The sequence below is a fragment of the Coleofasciculus sp. A1-SPW-01 genome, from assembly GCF_040217205.1.
In the GTDB taxonomy this organism is placed as follows: domain Bacteria; phylum Cyanobacteriota; class Cyanobacteriia; order Cyanobacteriales; family Coleofasciculaceae; genus Coleofasciculus; species Coleofasciculus chthonoplastes_A.
Genome location: NZ_JAVJNP010000023.1, coordinates 17,012 through 35,910, shown reverse-complemented (window position 1 = coordinate 35,910; position 18,899 = coordinate 17,012). Strand labels below are relative to the sequence as shown.

Here is an 18,899-nt window from a genome sequence, read left to right as displayed (position 1 = left end):
ATAGGTGATTAGTCCTTGGTTCATGACTAAGGACTAATCACAAAAGACAAAGGACAACCCAATGCGCTCTTTTTGGACTGAACCGTTCTTGTGGATACATTTGGCAGGTTTAGCTGCACTTCCCCTAACGTTAGAGTTTGTCGCGCTAGGACTGGCAACGGGTGAACCCCTGTTACCTATCTGGCTAGAACTCTTAATTTTGGCAGTTATCGGCATCGCACCAGTTTTGTGGATGCAATTGACCCGCCCCTTTGATATTTTTAGTCTGCTCGTGGTTGCTCTGAAACCCGATCGCCTAACGGAATCCCAGCGGCGACTGTTGAGCTTATTTGACCGGAAAACTAACCCGCTGCTAACGATTATGGCAGCAGGTTTTATGGTATGGGTACTGTGGCAAATTTATAGCATCGCTCCTTTAGCGGCAGGGGTCGTTCCCTGGACAGTTCAATGGCACATCGCTGGATTGGCTTTGGCAGGAGTTGGGTTTCTGGCAAGCCACTTATTTTTGCAAGTGCCTTTGAGTGTGGTTCAAGTTCTGTTCACGAGCGAGGCGGAGTGGGCAGCAACTCAACCTTATCCAGTGGAAAAAATACCGGAAAACTTTACAGTACCAGGGTTTCGGGTCAAACAAATTTTACCTGCGATCGCCCCAGAGTCTTCCTCGGCTGAATCGTCCCCTGAACAAGTGGATTGAGTTGAGTTTGGCTACATTAAACGTCAACAGCCAAACCTTAAGGGAGGATGTCATCCTTGAGTCTAGACTAAGTATTCCTAGAAACCGGGTTTCTCGTGAGGATGACAACTCTATATCAACCTTTCACCCCCAGAAACCCGGTTTCTTGACCGATGTCCTAAAAATTTGGGTAGGTTGGCAATCAGTTGTTGCAAATGTAACAATTTAAACAACGCAGCTCCGTTATTCTGAGAATAAGGTTAAAAAATACAAATAACAGTTAAGAATTGCTACGAACTCATTCAGTTTAGATCACGATAAAGGTTTATGAAAAGCACAACTGTATCCGAATCCAACCAAATTTCCCCAGATAGTCCAGTTTGGGACAATCTCAAAGAAGCGATCGCAGCCAGTTCTGGATTTCAACGCTGGCAAATGGAGCATCCCGCCGCCCATCACCTTCAAGATCGCAGCTTGGAGCATCGGGTGCGTCGGTATTTGCGGGATACCCTAGAGACTCTGGCTTATTAAAAAATCTGAGGCATACCCTCACTCAGGCGGGTAATTTGTTGCACGATTTCCGCTAAGCGATTGCCTTCAACATGAACATCGGCGGTTGGGTAGTTTTCCAGGATTTCGATCAGGGTGATTTGATTATCATTGAGCGCCGAGATCACTAAGGCAGATCGCAACGACTGGCGATTTGCCCGGTTAGTCGGAGTATGAATCACCTCACTCACTTGATCAAGCATTACTTCTCCCACAGGAGTATTGAGAATCCGAGAAAGCATAATCCCATTAACTGAAATGGGTTGGGTTAAAGTCGTCCGTAGTTCTTCGGGTTGCTTCCCAGCCAAATCCAGATACGCTTGTAGAGAACGTGATAACTCACCGGTTTGGGCAAATGTCGAGAGTTCGGGAACCGATATCGTCTCTCGCAGAAAACGATATTTTAAGACGACGGATTCTGAGGCGTTAGCAGCCAAGCTATAAGACCAGATGCCAGCGACAATGATCCCACTATACAGAAAATGTCGTAAATTTGATAAATAGTTAGACATTTAAATTAGGAATAGGGAACAGTAAAATAATCAACAATCAACAAATTAAGGTAATAAAGTACCATCCGGCATAATCGCATAGCTAAGTTTAGCGTTATTGAGGATAGTATTATCCAAGTCTGCCTCTCTCAAGTCAGCACCACTCAAATCAGCAGCGGTCAAATTCGCATTACTTAAATCCGCCGCCCTTAGTTCAGCAAGGCTTAAATTGGCACCAACTAGATTAGTATTCGCTAGTTTAGCTAGACTTAATCCAGCGCCAGCTAAATTCGCACGAGTTAGATTTGCACCGATTAAGGCTGCCACAATCAGATTAGCTCCAGTTAACTTCGCATCCGTAAGATTTGCAGAAACCAGACTCGCACCACTCAGGTTGGCATACTCCAGATTGGCACGTCTTAAATCGGCGCGGATAAGATTAGCACCAGCCAGATTAGCCCCCTTCAAATTCGTATTGCTCAAGAGAGCATCAGCCAATTGTACCCCACTCAAATCACACTCGATACAGCTACCTGTTTGGCGCAATTGTTCTAGGTGTGCTGGATTGAACGCCTGCGCTGAGGGGTGTAGCCAGATAGAGGCAAACAGGATTAGAGGAGGAAAGACTTTAAATGTCATGGCATAACTTTTTAGGATGGCTAACTGTGATGACTCAATCCGAAACTCTAGAATCTATGACTCCTATCACTTAAAGCTTAGACTATCGTCACCAAAAATTAACGGTTTGCATCACCCGCCCTTTAATTAAAATCACAGATAGTGAGAAGATACTGGCAGTTGACAGCTCACAAGAGCGACAATCAGAGGAGTGGGTTATGCTAGAAAGACTACTGCTAGCGATCGCGGTTACATTCTCAGTATATCTATCGGTAGACGGTGAATTTGACAAAACACCGATCCCTTCAGTCTTACAACTTCCCACCTTTCCCGAACAAAATCTGAGTCCATGGCAATAAACAAACGCGATGACACTTAGCAGCGATTTATGGAAATTTAACCAAGACTTGGTACAGGAGTGTCTAGAACACCCTTTTGTCCAAGGTATCGCCACAGGGACACTTGAACGCCGCAAATTTGCTTACTATGTTGGTCAAGATGCTTTTTTCTTAGAAGCGTTTGCTCGCGCTTATAGCGTCGCTGCTGCTAAATGTTCCGACTGGGATGGGTTTAACACGTTTCATCATCTCGCTGGCGGTGTCCTCGAAGAACTACGCCTGCATCAGAATTATGCCACAGACTGGGGAGTCAGCTTACAACAGATTGAACCCGCCATAGCGACGCGGCGTTATACTGACTTCTTGTTGGCAACAGCTTGGGGAAGTGAGATTGGTTTAATTACAGTGGCGATGACACCCTGTATGCGCTTGTATGCGTTTTTGGGTCAAGAATTAGCCAAGGATGGCATTCCCGAACACGCCTATACGGATTGGATTCGCACCTATAGTAATCCTGAGTTTGAGCAGTTAGCGCAGCAATTAGAGCGGTTGACCGATCAATACGCCCAACTTTCAGTAGCTGTGAAATCCAGCTATCGCTATGCTATGCTGTGTGAACGAGACTTCTTTCATTCAGCATGGCAAGCTAGTCATTAACAGTAATACAATAGTAATTAAGATAGAATTTCGATTAAATTTCATGAATAATTTTTATCCACAAACTTAAACAATAAACTTCAAAATTTTACTTTTGATTAATAGATTCTATTTTTTGGTAATTTGTTAATTTTCTTGAGAGTCATATTATGAATAGATTTCCTGACTTTATCATTATTGGTGCGGGTAAATGTGGTACGACTTCATTACATAACTATCTCGCTCAACACCCTCAAATTTATATGTGTCCAAAAAAAGAAACATTCTTTTTTATTAATGAAAAAACGCGAGAAAAACACAAACCATGGGGAGCAGTAACTACTATTGAAGACTATTGTTCCTTGTTTGAAGATGCACCCAAAAGTAGTGTAACTGGAGAAATCTCTACAAACTACTATGCCTATCCCGAATCAGCCCAATTGATTTACCAGCACATACCGACAGTTAAAATTATTGCTATACTGCGAGATCCAGCAGAACGAGCATTTTCGAGTTATCAAATGCATGTTCGTCAGGGAATTGAAAAGAGAAGTTTTGAACAAGTTATTTCGGAAGACAACAAATATGTAAAACGAGGATATTATTTTTCAGAAATTATTCCTTATTTTACAGTATTTAATCGCCAGTCTATTAAAATTTTATTGTACGATGATTTATGCCAAAATTCTACTGCATTTATGCAAGATTTGTTTAAATTTATTGAAGTAAATGATACTCTTATTCCAGATATGAGTAAAAAAGGAAGAAAGGGTGGGCTACCTAAAAATCAGTCTTTAAATCTACTATTAACCAAACCTAATTTACTCAGGAGTTCTGTTGCAGCTTTTTTAAAATTAGCGATGCCATTACCGGTTCGGCAAAAAATCAGATCAGCTTTAATTAAGAAGAATACTTACAAAGCTAAGCTTTCTCCAGAAGTAAGAAGAAAATTAATTGAAATTTATAAAGATGATATCCTTAAGCTTCAAGATTTAATTGAAAGGGATTTATCTAATTGGTTGTCTTGCCATTCAGTTTAACCAATGGGAAAATTTTAATCCAGTAAGTTCCTGCAATTGAATGATATCATCACGGTAAAAATCGAGTATTTCTGTCCTGACACGTTTTGATAAAGGTGGTAGAGGTTTTTCTTGACTTTTTTCTAGAAACGTTTTTATTTGGGGCAAAATTGGTTTCAAAATAGATTTTAAAAAAAATTTTATATTATTTTGAGACTGGATAATTTGCAAAATTTTTCTAGAAGAGTTATCAATTTTTAGGGTGCCTTTATGGTAGCGTTGTTTAAGGTCAAACTCAAAATTTGAATCTACACCTATAAAGGTAAGTAGTTCTTTGAAAAACTTTTGTTTGTCATGCACTAAATCATCATATAACAGTATTTTGATTTGTTCTTTATCAAAGACATTAAAATACTTTTTTAAATTTTGATAATAAAAACTGGGTTTACGAAATTTTTCTTGATTGAAAAAAATTGATAAAACGACTGAATCAAAGTCTTTGATCTCTCTTGTTGTAAAATAATTATTTCCCGCCCATAAAATATGAGAATAAGTCCTTTCAGCCGGATTTCGTAATACAGCAATAATCTTTATACTAGGAAATAAATGTTGAATTCTACTAGCAACTCCATTACCATGCAGATAAACACTAGAAACTTCACCTAAAACTTTTTGAGTAGTAGCTCCTTGAAATTGAGCTAGATATTCTTCTGCATCTTCAAGAGAATTTATGTAAGGTTTACGACTCAAGCGGTCACTACCTTTATTGGATATTAAATATATATCAGGATGTTGTCGAAGATAATTATGGATAGAAGTTGTAGCTGCTTTATGCGCCCCTACTACTATAAAATTAGGATGTCTCATTTTTACGACTCACTTGTCTCTATTAATTTGTTATCTGATTTGTTTTATAATTTTCGATGTATTTTTCCTTTGATTTTCTGCCATAGATTGTTTGATGTTTGATTTTGTAACGATTCATCATCAGGGATAGGTTCACCGAGATAGCGATAATATTTCCAGATATCCCAATAGGGACAACCTGGCTGGATGCGAATTCCTGCCCAATGTAAATAGTCTAGCGGTTGATTGACATTCGGGTCAATCAGATGATGATCTTGCACCTGAAAATGTTTGCTACCCGCCCAACTTCCTGGCGCACCACCGGGGCGACGCACGATATTAAATCGCTGGGGAACCTGCTTCAATATCATGTAGTTGATGATAGGTTGATCGGAGGTTTTTTGGGAAAAGTCGAAGTATTCAGGATGAGAAGCACATTCTGCAAATGTTTGATATAGTGTTTTCTCAGATATCATATTTCTCTTGGCTCCCCAAAAGCCGCCGTTAAACATATCTTGAATATCATTTTCGCTAAATACACTGTCTTCTAAGACTTTAGATGTAAATACGTTTTTTATTCCACCGCTATGTTGATAGTCATAGCAAATAAAATCATACTTTTCTAAATAGTTTGTTGTTGCTATGATTTTATCAAAGACAACAATATCTGTGTCGATATAAATAAATTTATCAAATTTTCCGAACCAACAAGCTTGTTTACGGAATTGATTGGGTCGAGCAAAAAATCCTTTGCCAAATATTTCGTATAACTGATTGGATAGACGTTCGATAAAGTCTAAGTCTTGATAGATTTCTACCTGATAGGAGTCTTTTGAAATTTTAGCAATGGTTTGATAGTTATCATCATAAGGAATTAAGCAAATCGGTGTCTCTGAATCATAAAAGCGGATACTTTTGAGCAGAGCAATTGTCTGCTCAATGACTTTATCGTTAGCTGTAATATAAATTCCACGACTCATTGAAAACTCCTCGACTTATGTTGATTAAACTATCTAGGGCGTTAGTTTGAGTTTCCTCAAGATTTTAGTCGCTAGATTAGGCGGTTGATTATAGGGTTTGGGTAGAGTGGTGAATTTTGGACAATTTTCGGGTTCATGAAGGTAGCGATAATGCAAAAAAATATCACGATAGGGAAAGTCTAAATTTTCACCTGCACAAACTTTCTTGATCAGTTTAGAGGAAACACCAATGTAGTGCAGATACGTTAAGCGTGTACCTTTATCGTATAGTATGTTATCGCTATTCGTAAAATGTGAAGACGTGACAGAATTTCCCGTTTTTTGAGTAGCTGGTAGAGTTAAGGCAAAATTATGAATGGAGAGATCAGACCGCATTCTCATGTAATTTAAAACAGACTGATTAGGCGCTCGCAAGTATAGTACCTCGGCTTCTCCTGCAGCTAGCTGCGAGATCAACCAGTCTCGTCTCTCTTGGGGAAACATATTTTGCTTTGAGGCATAAAATCCAGAACAAAATATTTCTGATTTGATTTTCACGTCATCAAATACTTGAAATAGAATTGATGATTCTATGTTGTAAATATGTCCCGGATCTTTGTATTGAAAGTCATAAACAACAAAATCACTCTCCTCTAACTGTTTAAAGATGAAATCTAACGAATTCATGACCAAAGTGTCAGCATCAAGATAGATGAATCGCTCAAATGGACTGTCCGGATCAAAGGCACAGTAGCGGTGATTTTCACCCACTCGATAGAATTTCGAGGTGATTCCTTGCTCCTGCCATACCTGTAAAGCATTGGGATGGGTTTTCCATACCTGATAGGAGAAATCTTCCCAGCGTTGGAACAGGGCAGTATCTTCAAGCAAGGTCACATTTTGGCGATTGGCTACTTCTAGTCGGACTTTATCTAACTGATTGTTATAGGCAATTACACACACAGGTATGTCGGAACCGGCATTGGCTTCAATACTATTGAGCAACGCCACAAGTTGATCATAAACGGCATCGTTGGCTAGGGTATAAATTCCTTCTTTCATCAGGTTTAATTGAGTTTTGCCACTAGGTTAGATATGAAGTTAAGCAGATTCAATTTATGCAAAATTATCTGACGGGCTTCAGCGATCGCGTCCTTGGCTTCATACCAAGCTTCCGGGGTTGAGGTTACTTCTTTAATATAAGCGATGCCCTGCTCATCTAGTGTCGGTAGCCGTAAAAAGCTTCCCGGTGGCAGTAATTTATCTGCTGCTGAACCGCCATAGTAGATAGGCAAACACCAGGCTAGCAAAGCATCCCAGAGTTTTTCGCTGACATACCACTCATTCTCAGCATAGTTTTCGATCGCCAGATTATAGTAGTACGGTGCCATGCCATGCCATTTGTTTTTCAGGGTACCCTTTGCCTGCGCCCAGTCTGGTAATCTACGCCCATACAGGTCAAACTCAGACCCACTCTCTCGTAATGACTTCAAGAAGGCTAAACGTCTACGATGTTCAGGAGTGCGATCGATTCCAGAGGTGATCCAACTACAAGCGTGTATTTTTTCCGGCGGTATCATTTCATTTAATTCTCGGAAGGAGTTGGCGTGATACCAAATCGCGGGCATATAATCAGGGGTTGGGGCAAAATCATCGGGTCCGGAAATGTAACCGCAATAGTTTTTCGCGGCTTCGTAATTTGCCTTGTGGTTTTGAACCACTTTTTCCAGGGGCGGTTCTCGTAATAAGTAGATTATCCGCTCTTTGGGAACGCCGCGTAACTGGGAAGCGACATCAGGTTTTGAGGTCTTTTTTTGGCGCAAACGTTGCCACCAAGGGAGTTGGGCGCTAGACTTGGGAAACGAATACTGGTACATGAGCAGAAAATCAGGCTCAGGGGCTTGGGAGAGCATTTGGATGTTATCCCAGACTCCACAAGGGTTTGGCGTTTGTTGCCATAGCCAGTCCGCTTGATTCAGCCCACGATAACTGCTAATCATTCCGACAATTTTTCTGCCCATGTTTTTTTGTCAGTCTACCGTATCAGTCTTAGCATTTATTCTGCCAGTCAGCCAACTGCAAAAATTGGGGAATAGATTTTATGGTTAAATCGGGCGCACGTCTGTGCACCCCTACGGTTTCTGGGCTAAGGGTTAATTCATCTTGCTGAGATGGGCTACGCCACTACTACCAAGGACTACCCACCAGGGTTAAAGCACTCCAGTAGTAAGGATGGGTAAAATCTTGGTCTGGCGTTTGGGCGAGTTCGGGGTTTAAGGGAATCTGTATATCCCCCGCGATTAACTGTTTGTCCTCTAATCGGACTTCACCGTTAAGCATCGCCAGTTGAGTTTGGCGTAGGGCTTCGGCTTTAATTGGTGCTTGTTGCAAATGGTCATAAAAGCTGGTCATGAATCCCAGAGTACCCGCATCACTAACATACCAGAGGCTTCCTAAGGCGGACTTCACCCCAGCTTGTATGGCTAACCCAGCAAACCCTAATTCGGCTTCTCTATCACCTAAGGCGGTGCGACAAGCACTGAGGACTAATAGTTCTGTGGGAGGATTGTTTAATCCGAGTTGCCGCAATTGATCTAATCTGAGTTTCTGGTTCCATAACTGGATATAGGAGTTAGACGCCTTCCCCGATTGAAACTCGCCATGAGTGGCTAAGTGGACAATTCCAAAGGGTTGAGATGAGCGGATTTTCTGGAGATTTTCTAAGGTAAACTCTTGGTTAAGAAATGCCTTACCTTGCCACAGCGGACCTGCGATCGCGGATAATTCTAAGGGTACAGCAGGTAAGGGGTTCAGATCCTGGAATGTATCAGCACCCATGGCGAGGACACCAACATTGCGAATATCCACATAACGAGTATCGGTTAGCGATAGACTGGGCATCAAACCAACGCTATAACGTTCGATCAGAAATCCTTCGCCATCATGGAGTGCGGCTACAGGTAAAGAACGTAATCCCTCGTCCATGATGAAGGCGAGGTTATCAATCTCTTGGGTTTGTAGATTTTCTTCTAGGGGAGCAACAAGCCATTGATAAAGTTGTTGTCCTGGAGTGATATAGTCACGGGGAATCCTGACATTGGTGACGTTGCGGCGAAATTCCTGAGCGACTTCTAGGACTTGTCCACGGGTGACTCCAGCGATGCGTCGCCGTATCGGGGGTTCCTCGGCGGAGATGATCAGCAGTTCTAATTGATCACTCTCTTGGGGAGTAATTGTAACATGGGGACCGGAGCGATTGAGGTAGTTATCAAACGCCTCGGTATTATTTGTTTCTAATCCGATATAGTTGGTGTTTTTTGAGATTTCAGTTGGCGCAAAGCTGACATAAATGAGTGCGGGTTTTTCCCCAGTTGCTTGTTCAATTTCACTCAGAATTTGACGCGCTTCTGTCTCGCTTTTGATCGGGGTACTTACGCGATTGGATGCGATGGGTTGAACAACCGAGAACGATTCGATTTCTTCTTCTACTTGATTTTGGGTTAGAGCAGTTGCTGGTGGCGTCAGTGTTGGTGTCGGTATCGGTGTTGGTGTCGGTATCGGTGTTGGTGGTGGCTCGGTGACGTTAATGCTCACCTGTTGCGGTTCAGAGAAGGACACGCGATCGCTCCCTACAATGGTAAACGCTAAAATATCACCTGTCTCATCTGTTGGCGGGGTATATACCAACACATCATCGACGGATAGTTCTGTTTCCGAAGTCACTGGTGTCCCATCTTCTAGCGTTAGTGTTCCGGCAGTAATTTCGCTAATTTGGATTGTGGTATTATCGCCATTTGCATCTGCCACTTCTATATCTAAATCCGACAATGTAAATGTAATCGATTTATTGGTTTCTGTCGTTGGCAATGATACATCAGCAGTTAAACTTGGAGATTGGTTGACAAACGTAATATTGATATTGCCCTGGGATGAGGTTATCGTATCTGGAATCAGAGTACCTGGTTCTGGAAATTGTTGACCCGTGGGAATAGTAATTTCGCCTACATTAATTCCACCTGCTGTTCCATTTATACTTGCATCTCCTACCGTAAATAACTCATTATCAATTCCACCATTATGAGTAATGTCTACTGTACCCGACTCAGTATTTCCTTGAGTAGAAATCGTGATATCCGTGTTAGGGATTGTTCCCACACCCCTGACTAAACCGTTGGGAATTCCATTGGCGGTGATGCTAACATTACCTCCGATTCCATCGGCTAAGTCAGAAAACGCTGAGGTGTCGATACTCTCAAATACAATGCTACTTCCCTCTAAGGTTACTGAATTACCTGTTGCCGTTCCGGTTTCATCTGAAGCGAAAGAAGATGCCGTTGTATCAATTGATCCTGTTTGAATAGCTTCAGTAGCATTGAAGTTGACTTCACCTCCAGTTGCAAAACTCGAAGTAACCACACCTGCACTACTAAAAGCCGAAGACAATGCAGAGGAATTGATAGTATTTGTATTTATAGAACCTGTTGCGGAATTTAGGCTCACTAATCCTCCAGTTGCAGAACCCGAAGTCACAGAACTTTCAATAGCAAACGCTGAAGACGATGCTGAGGAATTAATTATGCCTGTGACATTGATATCACTTTCAGTTTCAATGGTTATTGAACCACCTATACTATTCAGTTCACCATTGCTGCTACCTGACGTATTAATTCCATCTGTTGTAATAGTGCCTGATGCAACTAACTCGACTGCACCCCCTTGGGAATTTTCATCTCCTATGTTGTCGAATGCTTCATTAATCGAAGAGGCATTAATTTCACCTGTCTGAATATTTCCTCCTGCTTCTACGTTGACTGCCCCTCCTTCAGAACCATAAAAATTATTAGCCTCAAAAAATGAATTAATCGCACCAGTAATAATATCGCCGTTGGAGGTTATGTTAACCGCTCCACCAACCGTGGAAGAGCCAGCCCACGTTGAAGTCGAATTAATTTCTCCTGTCGTAATCCCTATAGGAGCCAAGAGGTTTATCGCCCCCCCATCCGTAAAACTTGAGCTAGAGTCGAGAGTTACTCCACTGGTATTAATCGTCCCACTGTTACTTGTAAAGTCAATGCTACCGCCCGCAGTGCTAATGTCAGCGTTAACATCAATGTTATTACCAGCTTGGAAGAACAAATCTAGGATATAAATATCACTGATGTTACTGATAGGAGCATTTACGATAATATCATTATCAGCTTCTAAACTTAACGTCGTATTTCCAGCATTCAAAGAGATATCAAGGGCAGCGTTTACTGTAATAGTGCCTTCCTGATTTCCTTCATTTCCTTCCTCTCCTGCTGTTGTAATCGTGACATCAGTGCCGCCATTGAGAGCATTGACTATATCATTGACATTGATTTGAGATTCAGCAGAAGGCGTAAAAATTCCACCCGTAAAAGTACCAGTAGGAGCATCATCTGTAATGGTGACATTCCAAGGATCAAGTAACCAACTCCCAGGTAAACCATTAGCGGCACTAGTATTTACTGTTCCACCAATAGATTCCAACACGTTTTTCCCGGATGTCTCTACAAACCCACCATTCCCGTTTTCTGTACCCCCTCGCGCTGTGATTGTCCCAGAGAAGCGGGTAAAATTATCTGACCAAACAATAACACGCCCGCCATTTCCATTCACTCTGGCATCAGCGTTAATACTAACTTGATTACCGACGACAGTTGTGTCAGCCGTCGGAACCGTACCTTGTCCTTTATACTCGCCACCTACTCGGATTTCACCTCCACCTGTGTCACCCGAAACATTAATTTGAGCTTGATCAATTAAACCGATAACAGTTCCGAAAATATCTATATTTCCACCCACTGAGTCAGCGGAAGTATCCACTGTTCCCGATACAATTGCGGTTCCTGGTTGCTGAGGAATTACCGTACCTGCGGCAGTTTGTGCCGTGTTATCTTCATTAACCGTTAAACCCGTTTCCTCATTACTCCCTGTGAGTAATTCCGGCAACAGTAATGGTGTGATAGAGTTAAGGTTATTTGCGGATACCTCCAAACTTAACACTTGTCCTGTTTGCGTCAGACGCAAACGGCTGGTTCCAGGAACTGCCGCAATGGTAATTGTGCCAGCAGTCGCTTCCATTGTCCCTGTATTGATCACATTTCCTCCAACTAGGGAGAGTGTCTGCCCTTCAGATACAGCTAAATTACCCGCATTAACGATACTTCCAGGCTGTGAGGTGGCAAACTCAAAGGCATTGGGATTACCGACAAGGTTGATATAATTAGTTGAACCTACAGCGTTAAACCAACCCCCATCAAAACCAATTCCTGTAGCCGTTGTTGCCGTAAAATCAGCCGGAACATTCAGACTAGCGTTAGCCCCAAATACGATACCCGAAGGATTCATTAAAAATAAATTGGAGTTACCGCCTGTGACTTGAATTAAACCATTAATGATTGAAGGATATCCGCCATTGACTCGCCCTAGTATGTTTTGAATTGAGGGTTGAGAAAGAAAATTAGCAATTTGTTCGCTGTCTAATCCAAATTGACTAAAACTGTGGAAAAGATTTGCCCCATCTCCCGATAATTTACCGCCTGTGATATCGATCTGATCACCTATTGGTGTAACTTGAGTTCCTGTACCATCTGCTGCTGGTGTAATTTGTGCCTGTGCTGGCATCACATTGATAGCGGCGATGAGGGGAAGTGCCGCAAATGATACGATCTGTTTCAACACTTTGCGAATTGGACGGGTACAAGCAGGTTTTGAGGATGAGTCTGATTGGTTGATTGAACTCCGACGGGCGATCGCCCAAGCAACAGCTTTACGGGCTTGCAGACGTTGCTCAAGGGAGTGTTGATAACATATACTGTCTGAATGATTGCGATAATAATAGAGCGGCTTTTTAAGGTGGTATACGTCTGTTAGTTCAGAAAGCCGTAAGGATAGATCGTAGTCTTCAACATAGTAAAATAACTCATCAATTCCCCCCACTTGGTCATAGACGGAACGACGGATTAACCGGAAGTGAAAGGTCATAAATTTTTGTAGCATTCCTTCTTTAGAGAAGGGAATACGACATCGACTGCCATAACCTGTCACGTTACCGCTTTCATTGATTACCTGGTAGTCGGTGTAAACCATTCCTACCTCTGGCTGAGTATCCAAAATCGCGGCAGTTTCCGCCAATGCAGTGGGGGCTAATCTGTCATCGCTATCCACCCAACCGATATAGGAACCCGTGGTTTGGGCGATCGCACATTTGAGGGAAATACCTCGTCCTTGATGTTCAGCCGCGATAACTCGGACTCGTGGATCACGTTTTGCATAGTCTTGGGCGATCGCAACTGATCCATCCGTTGACCCATCATCCCACACAATTACCTCAAAATCTCCCCAAGTTTGTGCCAATATGCTGTCAATCGCCGCGCCGAGATAACGTTCTCGGTTATAAGTAGTGATGACAAGAGAAATGGCGGTAGTCATGGCATCCTCCGGAAAGGTGATTTTTGGGTTCTTGATGCGTGGATCATCAAACGGTGGAAAAACTGAGATCGGCTGGTGCGATCGCGGATTAGATCCTACTGTCTATCGTAGTCGAAGGATTTGCGATCAGCTAATTTTAGAAATTAAATGATACAGTTCAACCTGATCTCTATAAGGACACGACAATGCCGTGTCCCCACCTCTATTTATCAGATTTTAAATCAGCGATATTCAACCTCAGATTTAACCCATTGCTTAAACTGTCACTTCATCGGCAAAACTAGCCCGACGGACAAAGTAAAAAGGACCCGCAATAGAACCCCAAATATGCTCATCGGTTACGGGATCGCGTCCCCTATCTAAACTGATAAACTGATTTTCGTCAATTTCAAATGTACTATCTAGATAGGTTTCTTTGCCTTTGCGGAAAACCTTACAGGCTTTGCCTGGTTCAACGTGTCCTTGAAAGCTTTTCCCTGTCCATTCGACAATCATATTACAACCAGGAAGTTTATCTAGCTGATCGGTGGTTAGGGTTTGCAGGCGGTTAAGATCACGAGAGGCACCGTAAAATTTTTCGGGTTCTTTAACGGTGTAATTTTCAATTTCAATATGATCGCCAACCACCATTAATTTCAACACCCGTAAGCGGTAAGGGGCGTTGAGAAGATAGTCATACGCCTGTTCGACAAAGAAACTGACGCCATCCAGGAGTGACGCGGGGAGGGGACGCATAAACACCCGGATATGGGCATAAAAGGGCGGATTATCAAAAGCCTGTTGTTGGTTACTAAAGTCAGCCGCCATCCAACGGGCTAATGTGGCAATGTCAGTAGAATGAGTCATTATTAACGATCTTGATTAATCGAAATATTGGATCTGGATCAATCTTAAATTGATTTTATTCCCAATAACAGAGGCATTCATGTCTTGATTGCTGTACCCTAATAGAGTTGATCAGTGAGCAAGCCTCTGTGGATGCAATTCTAGAACAAGCCAAAGATCTGAAACAAGCCCTAACCAACTTCGTACTGGAAGCAGACGGAGAGTTAGCCGTCGCCTTGGAAAGCTATGCGGCGGATCAGTTGACGCGAGAACCCTACGATATCAACCAGCGCAACTTGGTGATTGATACCTTCTTAACTGAGGGTGACGTGGAAAATCAGACGCCTTTGGATCTGTTCCTAGAACACCATCCTAATTTAACACCCAGCGATCGCACGTTGTTAAACCGCTGGCGAGATAGCTTTATTGGCTTGTTTGAACTTACCCACATCCTCCCCGATGGCTTTGAACTGAAAAATTGGCTCACCGATAAGCATTACACCGTCAAACCCACTCATCCCACAACTATAGACCAGATGCGGCGGTTTAAGGTTGGGGAAATCTTACTCACTCGCCTCACCCCTGTCACCGATACCTACTGGATGATTTCTAGTCCGATTATTTCCAAAGGGCGCTTGAGTCAGCCCAAGCTAGCCGTAGCCATTGGGGAATTCAAGAACAACTACAAAAATGCCCTTTACCGTGATGCGCCGGAACTGTTAGAACAGGCTTGGGACTCTGTAGCGACTTATCATCAGTCATTTGTAGACTTCTTTGGACGCGATCGCGTTACCCTCCCTGGATACCAGCTTAATCAAAAATTGGCTCAACTGCGGGATAAAATGACCCAAGAACGTCTAGCGGCGGCTGGGATTGATCCATCGAAATCCCTCAAAGAGATGATTCAAGATTCGGGTACGGATGAGGAGGACGTTAAATCAGCGGCGGTAGAAGCAGGCGCAGACGCCAACGCGGTTAGCAATATGTTGGACAACTCCACCAACTCTCCTATGGTGACGCCTAAGGTAGATTTACCGGACGATATCCGCAACGCTGAACAGGTGACTGTTTTTTCTCATCCCCGTTGGGGTCAGATGTTTCTTCCCAGTTACTCTAAGTTTCAGGAGATGCTAGCATCCGAAGACTGGCAAACTTATCCCAATGCTGAACAACGAGTCCACAAATACTTAAACGATCCTCAGATTAACCTGTTTATCTGGCAACAGCTAGCCGAGGAGTATCCTACTCAACTGGAGACGCTATTACAAACAGTGTTAGATCGTCCAGATTTTAATCTCCAGCAGGATTTAGAACCCACACTTCACCACGAGTTTCATAAACCCCTAGAACCGGAACTCCCAGAAATTGCTAGCGTTCCCCTGCATTTGCACAATCTGTTTGAGTCGGCTGTCGCTGAGGTTCACAAATCCAAGTCTAAAGGTAAGCGGAAAAAGAAAGCCACCAAAGGTTTCCAATAATCCCTTAGGTAGGTTAGGATAGGGCAAATTATCTAATAGTGTCTCTATCGATGGATAGAAAAATCATTCGCCTTTGCCTATTTATCGTGAGTTGTAGTGCGGTGGGTCTTGTTGTGGGAGGAACTGCTGCTCAAGCGGAACTGAATCAGTGTTTAGGTGTTGCGACACCGACCGATGAGTGCTTGTTGCAAGATCCCATGGTTAAAACGGTCGAAGGAATGGGAATGGGTTTATTAGCAGGCGTTGGTGCTTCGGTTGGCGCAGTCTGGCAGATTTGGCAAAATAAGTAGGTGGGGATCGCCTTATGTCTTATGTCATTCGTAAGGGTTGAAGGAATAGACAAGGACCTAATTTCTGCACATCAGTTTCTTCGTGCAGTGTGTCTTTTCCTCCTACCCCTATAAAATAGGCAAAAAGCAGATATTAACCTTACAGTCTTCTGCCTTCTGCCTTTTGCCTTCTATCTTATTTTTTGATTATGCGGATTTCTGAGTGACTAAACCCCAGATGAAGATCAACAGCAAGGCACCGAGAATGGCAAAGATAATACTGCCAATACTCAGAGCGCCTGACGCGGCGGCGGCGGCTCCGGACGAGCCTAACAAGAGTTTACCCAGAAACCCTCCGACTAAAGCACCGAGAATCCCTAAGCCAATGGTGGCAAAGATTCCGCCGCCTTGATGTCCGGGATAAATGAGTTTAGCGATCGCGCCTGCAATTAGACCTAATACGAGCCAAGCAATAATATTCATAGAATTCTCTCCTTACTTAATGTAATCTTTATTGTGTCTATGTCTCTATTAAGTTCAGACTATCAATTTACTGTAACTCCTCGCTTCTATCTAATTAAATAAATTAACTCTGTCTAAATCAGTATTTATGATTATCCGAAGATGTAGAGACGTAGCCTGCTACGTCTCTACACCCAAATTAATTCGGGGGACTCATACCCCAACCGCTATTGGTTTAAATTCCCCCATCCTTAGGATTTATACCAAGTTGCATTCAAAGATATAACTTTCCCTCCCCCTGCTCCCCCTGCTTCCCCTGCTCCCCCTGCTTTTCCTGCTCCCCCTGCTCCCCCTGCTTCCCCTGCTTTTCCTGCTCCCCCTGCTTTTCCTATCTACTATGTTTGAGCGCAACTCGGTATTAGTGGGGGCGCTTGCGTTTTAATCCAACCCAGCCTAGGGAACTAAACATTAACAAACCCAAGACAGAACTGGGTTCGGGTACGCTTTCAACTTCAAAGACACTCAAGGTTCCACTGGTTTCATTGGCGGTAACCACCAAGGGATTACCATTGGGACTCTCGTTAGCGCCAATAAACAGCAACCCTTCTAGCCCCAAATCACCGACGGCGGCTAGCTGTTCGGCTGTCGGATCAGGATCTCCTTCCTCATCTAAGTTAAAATCAACGGAGAAGTCGCGGTTGTTGACATAATCCAGGAAGAAGGGGTTAAACGGATCAGTAATGTCATAACTGATAATGCCACCGATGCGTTCCAAACCAATAAAGGCAATGGTGCGACCCAAGAGTTCCGCAATCGTCACCGCTTGAGGTTCAGGTCCTTTATCATCACTGCGATCATCAAATAGGTTGAGTTCGTCGTCGGAGTTGAACAACTCTGGGAGAAACTCCGCCGTAATTTGTTCAAACGCATCCCCACTGTCGAATATGAGTTCGCCGTCTGTATCAAAAATCGAGAATGAACGTCCGCCAAAGGTATACAGTTCGTCAAAATCCCCATCGCCGTCTGTATCCCCTAGAGTGTTAGTCACTTTTAAACGACCTAGATTTTCGTCTTGTTGCAGTTGTTCGGCATTGGGGAAAGCCTCTGGGTCAAGCAGTAAGTCGCCTACCCTCACCTCTTCACTAAAAAAGTCAAAATCCCGGCTGTCACCTTCGTTTGCGGTAACCAAATAGGTCTTGCCATCTACGATATAGGAGGCAATTCCGTCAGGTTGGAACATCCCGAACAGGTTGTCGTAATTCGCGATGTTGATCGCACCGTCTTCATCACTGGCGTCTAAGGCATTCGGTGGCACGCTATAATCTTTGAAACCTAACCCAATCACTTTCTCTACCTGACCACTGGCGATATCAACCACCGCGATCGCATTATTTTCTTGCAGGGTGACATAAGCTTTTTGAGAATCCTGGGACACTGTAACAAATTCCGGTTCCAGGTTTTGAGAGGGGTTATCCTTGTTAGGTCCAAACAGGCGAACGTTGGCTGGGATGGAAACACCATCGAAGTTAGCTGTGGTTACATTAAATGTTGTCAGGTCAATGATACTGACTGAACCCTGGGGATCTTCTGAGTAATCATCACTCAACTCCCCTTCATTTGCCACAATAATCTTGGTGCCATCTGGGGTGAAGGTTAGCGAGTCCGGTACTGAACCAACCGAAACGGGGTCATGTATGGAATTACCGTCTGCGTCGAAGAACAACACAAAACCGGGATTTTGCGGCATCTCATTGGTGACAGAGACAGCAAATATGCCATTGCTATAGCTGACGCTGTTAGGTGACCCAAATTCTGACCCAAATTCAGAAACGTTGATGGGCTCAAACAACGACGACGACGGATTCGTCGGATTGCTAATATCAAGAATATTAATCTGCTGTTGACCGGAACTGGTCACAAACAACCGTTGAGTGATCGGATCATACGCCGTTTGTTCTGCTGTGTTGTTCGCGAAAATCTTTGTCGAGAATGAACCGATGGGTGTCAGGTTGAGATTAATCGCGGCGGCTGGTGTAGCCACCATACCGAGTAAAACGGCTGACTGTAGGGTTGACTGAACTATACTCGGCATTCGATGAATGAGTGAATTGTGACGCCTAGACATGGGTGATGAATCTCCTGATTCGGATAGAGTCGATAGCGATACGTAAGAGGGTGGGTATAATTAACTGTTAATTAACCCCAAGAAGTTACGTTTTGTAAAGCAATATTGCCGCTGATTGGGGTAAGAATGGCTGATGTTTTTACATTACTTAACACA

17 protein-coding genes are annotated in these 18,899 nt (G+C 43.2%); 7 read left to right on the top strand and 10 right to left on the bottom strand.

Annotated elements, in window-relative coordinates:
• Positions 1 to 61: 61 nt before the first annotated feature.
• The gene (locus RH949_RS04185) at positions 62 to 694 is read left to right on the top strand and encodes a low-complexity tail membrane protein (RefSeq protein WP_006100754.1); all 633 of its coding nucleotides are present in this window, start codon (positions 62 to 64) and stop codon (positions 692 to 694) included.
• A gap of 306 nt (positions 695 to 1,000) precedes the next feature.
• Complete coding sequence (locus RH949_RS04180; protein ID WP_446352016.1) at positions 1,001 to 1,204, top strand: hypothetical protein; 204 nt, start codon at positions 1,001 to 1,003, stop codon at positions 1,202 to 1,204.
• On the opposite strand, the gene RH949_RS04175 is transcribed toward RH949_RS04180, so the two are convergent.
• The gene (locus tag RH949_RS04175) at positions 1,201 to 1,734 is read right to left on the bottom strand and encodes an alpha/beta hydrolase (protein ID WP_446352015.1); all 534 of its coding nucleotides are present in this window, start codon (positions 1,732 to 1,734) and stop codon (positions 1,201 to 1,203) included. The two genes, RH949_RS04180 and RH949_RS04175, sit on opposite strands and share 4 nt — an antisense overlap.
• Positions 1,735 to 1,779: 45 nt before the next feature.
• Positions 1,780 to 2,352, bottom strand: coding sequence for a pentapeptide repeat-containing protein (locus tag RH949_RS04170; RefSeq protein ID WP_446352014.1), 573 nt, complete (start codon positions 2,350 to 2,352; stop codon positions 1,780 to 1,782).
• A gap of 197 nt (positions 2,353 to 2,549) precedes the next feature.
• Here RH949_RS04170 and RH949_RS04165 point away from each other — a divergent pair, with 197 nt between their 5' ends.
• From RH949_RS04165 to RH949_RS04155, 3 genes are all read left to right on the top strand, one after another.
• Positions 2,550 to 2,690, top strand: coding sequence for a hypothetical protein (locus RH949_RS04165; protein WP_006100744.1), 141 nt, complete (start codon positions 2,550 to 2,552; stop codon positions 2,688 to 2,690).
• Between the two features lie 9 nt (positions 2,691 to 2,699).
• Positions 2,700 to 3,326 carry a TenA family protein gene (locus RH949_RS04160; protein ID WP_446352013.1) on the top strand — a complete coding sequence of 209 codons (627 nt, stop codon included), beginning with the start codon at positions 2,700 to 2,702 and terminating at the stop codon, positions 3,324 to 3,326.
• A gap of 149 nt (positions 3,327 to 3,475) precedes the next feature.
• Complete coding sequence (locus RH949_RS04155; RefSeq protein WP_446352012.1) at positions 3,476 to 4,345, top strand: sulfotransferase family protein; 870 nt, start codon at positions 3,476 to 3,478, stop codon at positions 4,343 to 4,345.
• Here RH949_RS04155 and RH949_RS04150 read toward each other — a convergent pair.
• The 6 genes from RH949_RS04150 to RH949_RS04125 form a co-directional block, all read right to left on the bottom strand.
• Positions 4,337 to 5,191, bottom strand: a complete 855-nt coding sequence (locus tag RH949_RS04150) for a sulfotransferase (RefSeq protein ID WP_446352011.1) — start codon at positions 5,189 to 5,191, stop codon at positions 4,337 to 4,339. The genes RH949_RS04155 and RH949_RS04150 overlap by 9 nt on opposite strands.
• A gap of 44 nt (positions 5,192 to 5,235) precedes the next feature.
• Positions 5,236 to 6,150: an Npun_R2821/Npun_R2822 family protein gene (locus RH949_RS04145; RefSeq protein ID WP_446352010.1), complete on the bottom strand. Its 915-nt coding sequence runs from the start codon at positions 6,148 to 6,150 to the stop codon at positions 5,236 to 5,238.
• Positions 6,151 to 6,183: 33 nt separating this feature from the next.
• Positions 6,184 to 7,191, bottom strand: coding sequence for an Npun_R2821/Npun_R2822 family protein (locus RH949_RS04140; RefSeq protein WP_446352009.1), 1,008 nt, complete (start codon positions 7,189 to 7,191; stop codon positions 6,184 to 6,186).
• A 5-nt stretch (positions 7,192 to 7,196) separates the two neighbouring features.
• The gene (locus tag RH949_RS04135) at positions 7,197 to 8,150 is read right to left on the bottom strand and encodes a glycosyltransferase family 10 domain-containing protein (protein ID WP_446352008.1); all 954 of its coding nucleotides are present in this window, start codon (positions 8,148 to 8,150) and stop codon (positions 7,197 to 7,199) included.
• Between the two features lie 166 nt (positions 8,151 to 8,316).
• The gene (locus tag RH949_RS04130) at positions 8,317 to 13,584 is read right to left on the bottom strand and encodes a CHAT domain-containing protein (RefSeq protein ID WP_446352007.1); all 5,268 of its coding nucleotides are present in this window, start codon (positions 13,582 to 13,584) and stop codon (positions 8,317 to 8,319) included.
• 255 nt (positions 13,585 to 13,839) lie between these two features.
• On the bottom strand, positions 13,840 to 14,430 hold the full coding sequence (locus tag RH949_RS04125) for a chromophore lyase CpcT/CpeT (protein ID WP_006100883.1): 591 nt from the start codon (positions 14,428 to 14,430) through the stop codon (positions 13,840 to 13,842).
• 128 nt (positions 14,431 to 14,558) lie between these two features.
• Between RH949_RS04125 and RH949_RS04120 the strand changes: the two genes are divergently transcribed.
• Positions 14,559 to 15,887, top strand: a complete 1,329-nt coding sequence (locus tag RH949_RS04120) for a hypothetical protein (protein ID WP_446352006.1) — start codon at positions 14,559 to 14,561, stop codon at positions 15,885 to 15,887.
• 50 nt (positions 15,888 to 15,937) lie between these two features.
• A complete protein-coding gene (locus RH949_RS04115; protein ID WP_006100983.1) occupies positions 15,938 to 16,177 on the top strand; it encodes a hypothetical protein in 240 nt (79 codons plus the stop codon).
• A 186-nt stretch (positions 16,178 to 16,363) separates the two neighbouring features.
• Here RH949_RS04115 and RH949_RS04110 read toward each other — a convergent pair whose 3' ends face one another.
• Together RH949_RS04110 and RH949_RS04105 are read right to left on the bottom strand one after the other, a co-directional pair.
• Positions 16,364 to 16,639 carry a GlsB/YeaQ/YmgE family stress response membrane protein gene (locus tag RH949_RS04110; RefSeq protein WP_006100974.1) on the bottom strand — a complete coding sequence of 92 codons (276 nt, stop codon included), beginning with the start codon at positions 16,637 to 16,639 and terminating at the stop codon, positions 16,364 to 16,366.
• 397 nt (positions 16,640 to 17,036) lie between these two features.
• Positions 17,037 to 18,743 (bottom strand): choice-of-anchor I family protein, encoded by a 1,707-nt coding sequence (locus tag RH949_RS04105; protein WP_446352005.1) that lies wholly within the window; start codon positions 18,741 to 18,743, stop codon positions 17,037 to 17,039.
• Between the last annotated feature and the right edge of the window lie 156 nt (positions 18,744 to 18,899).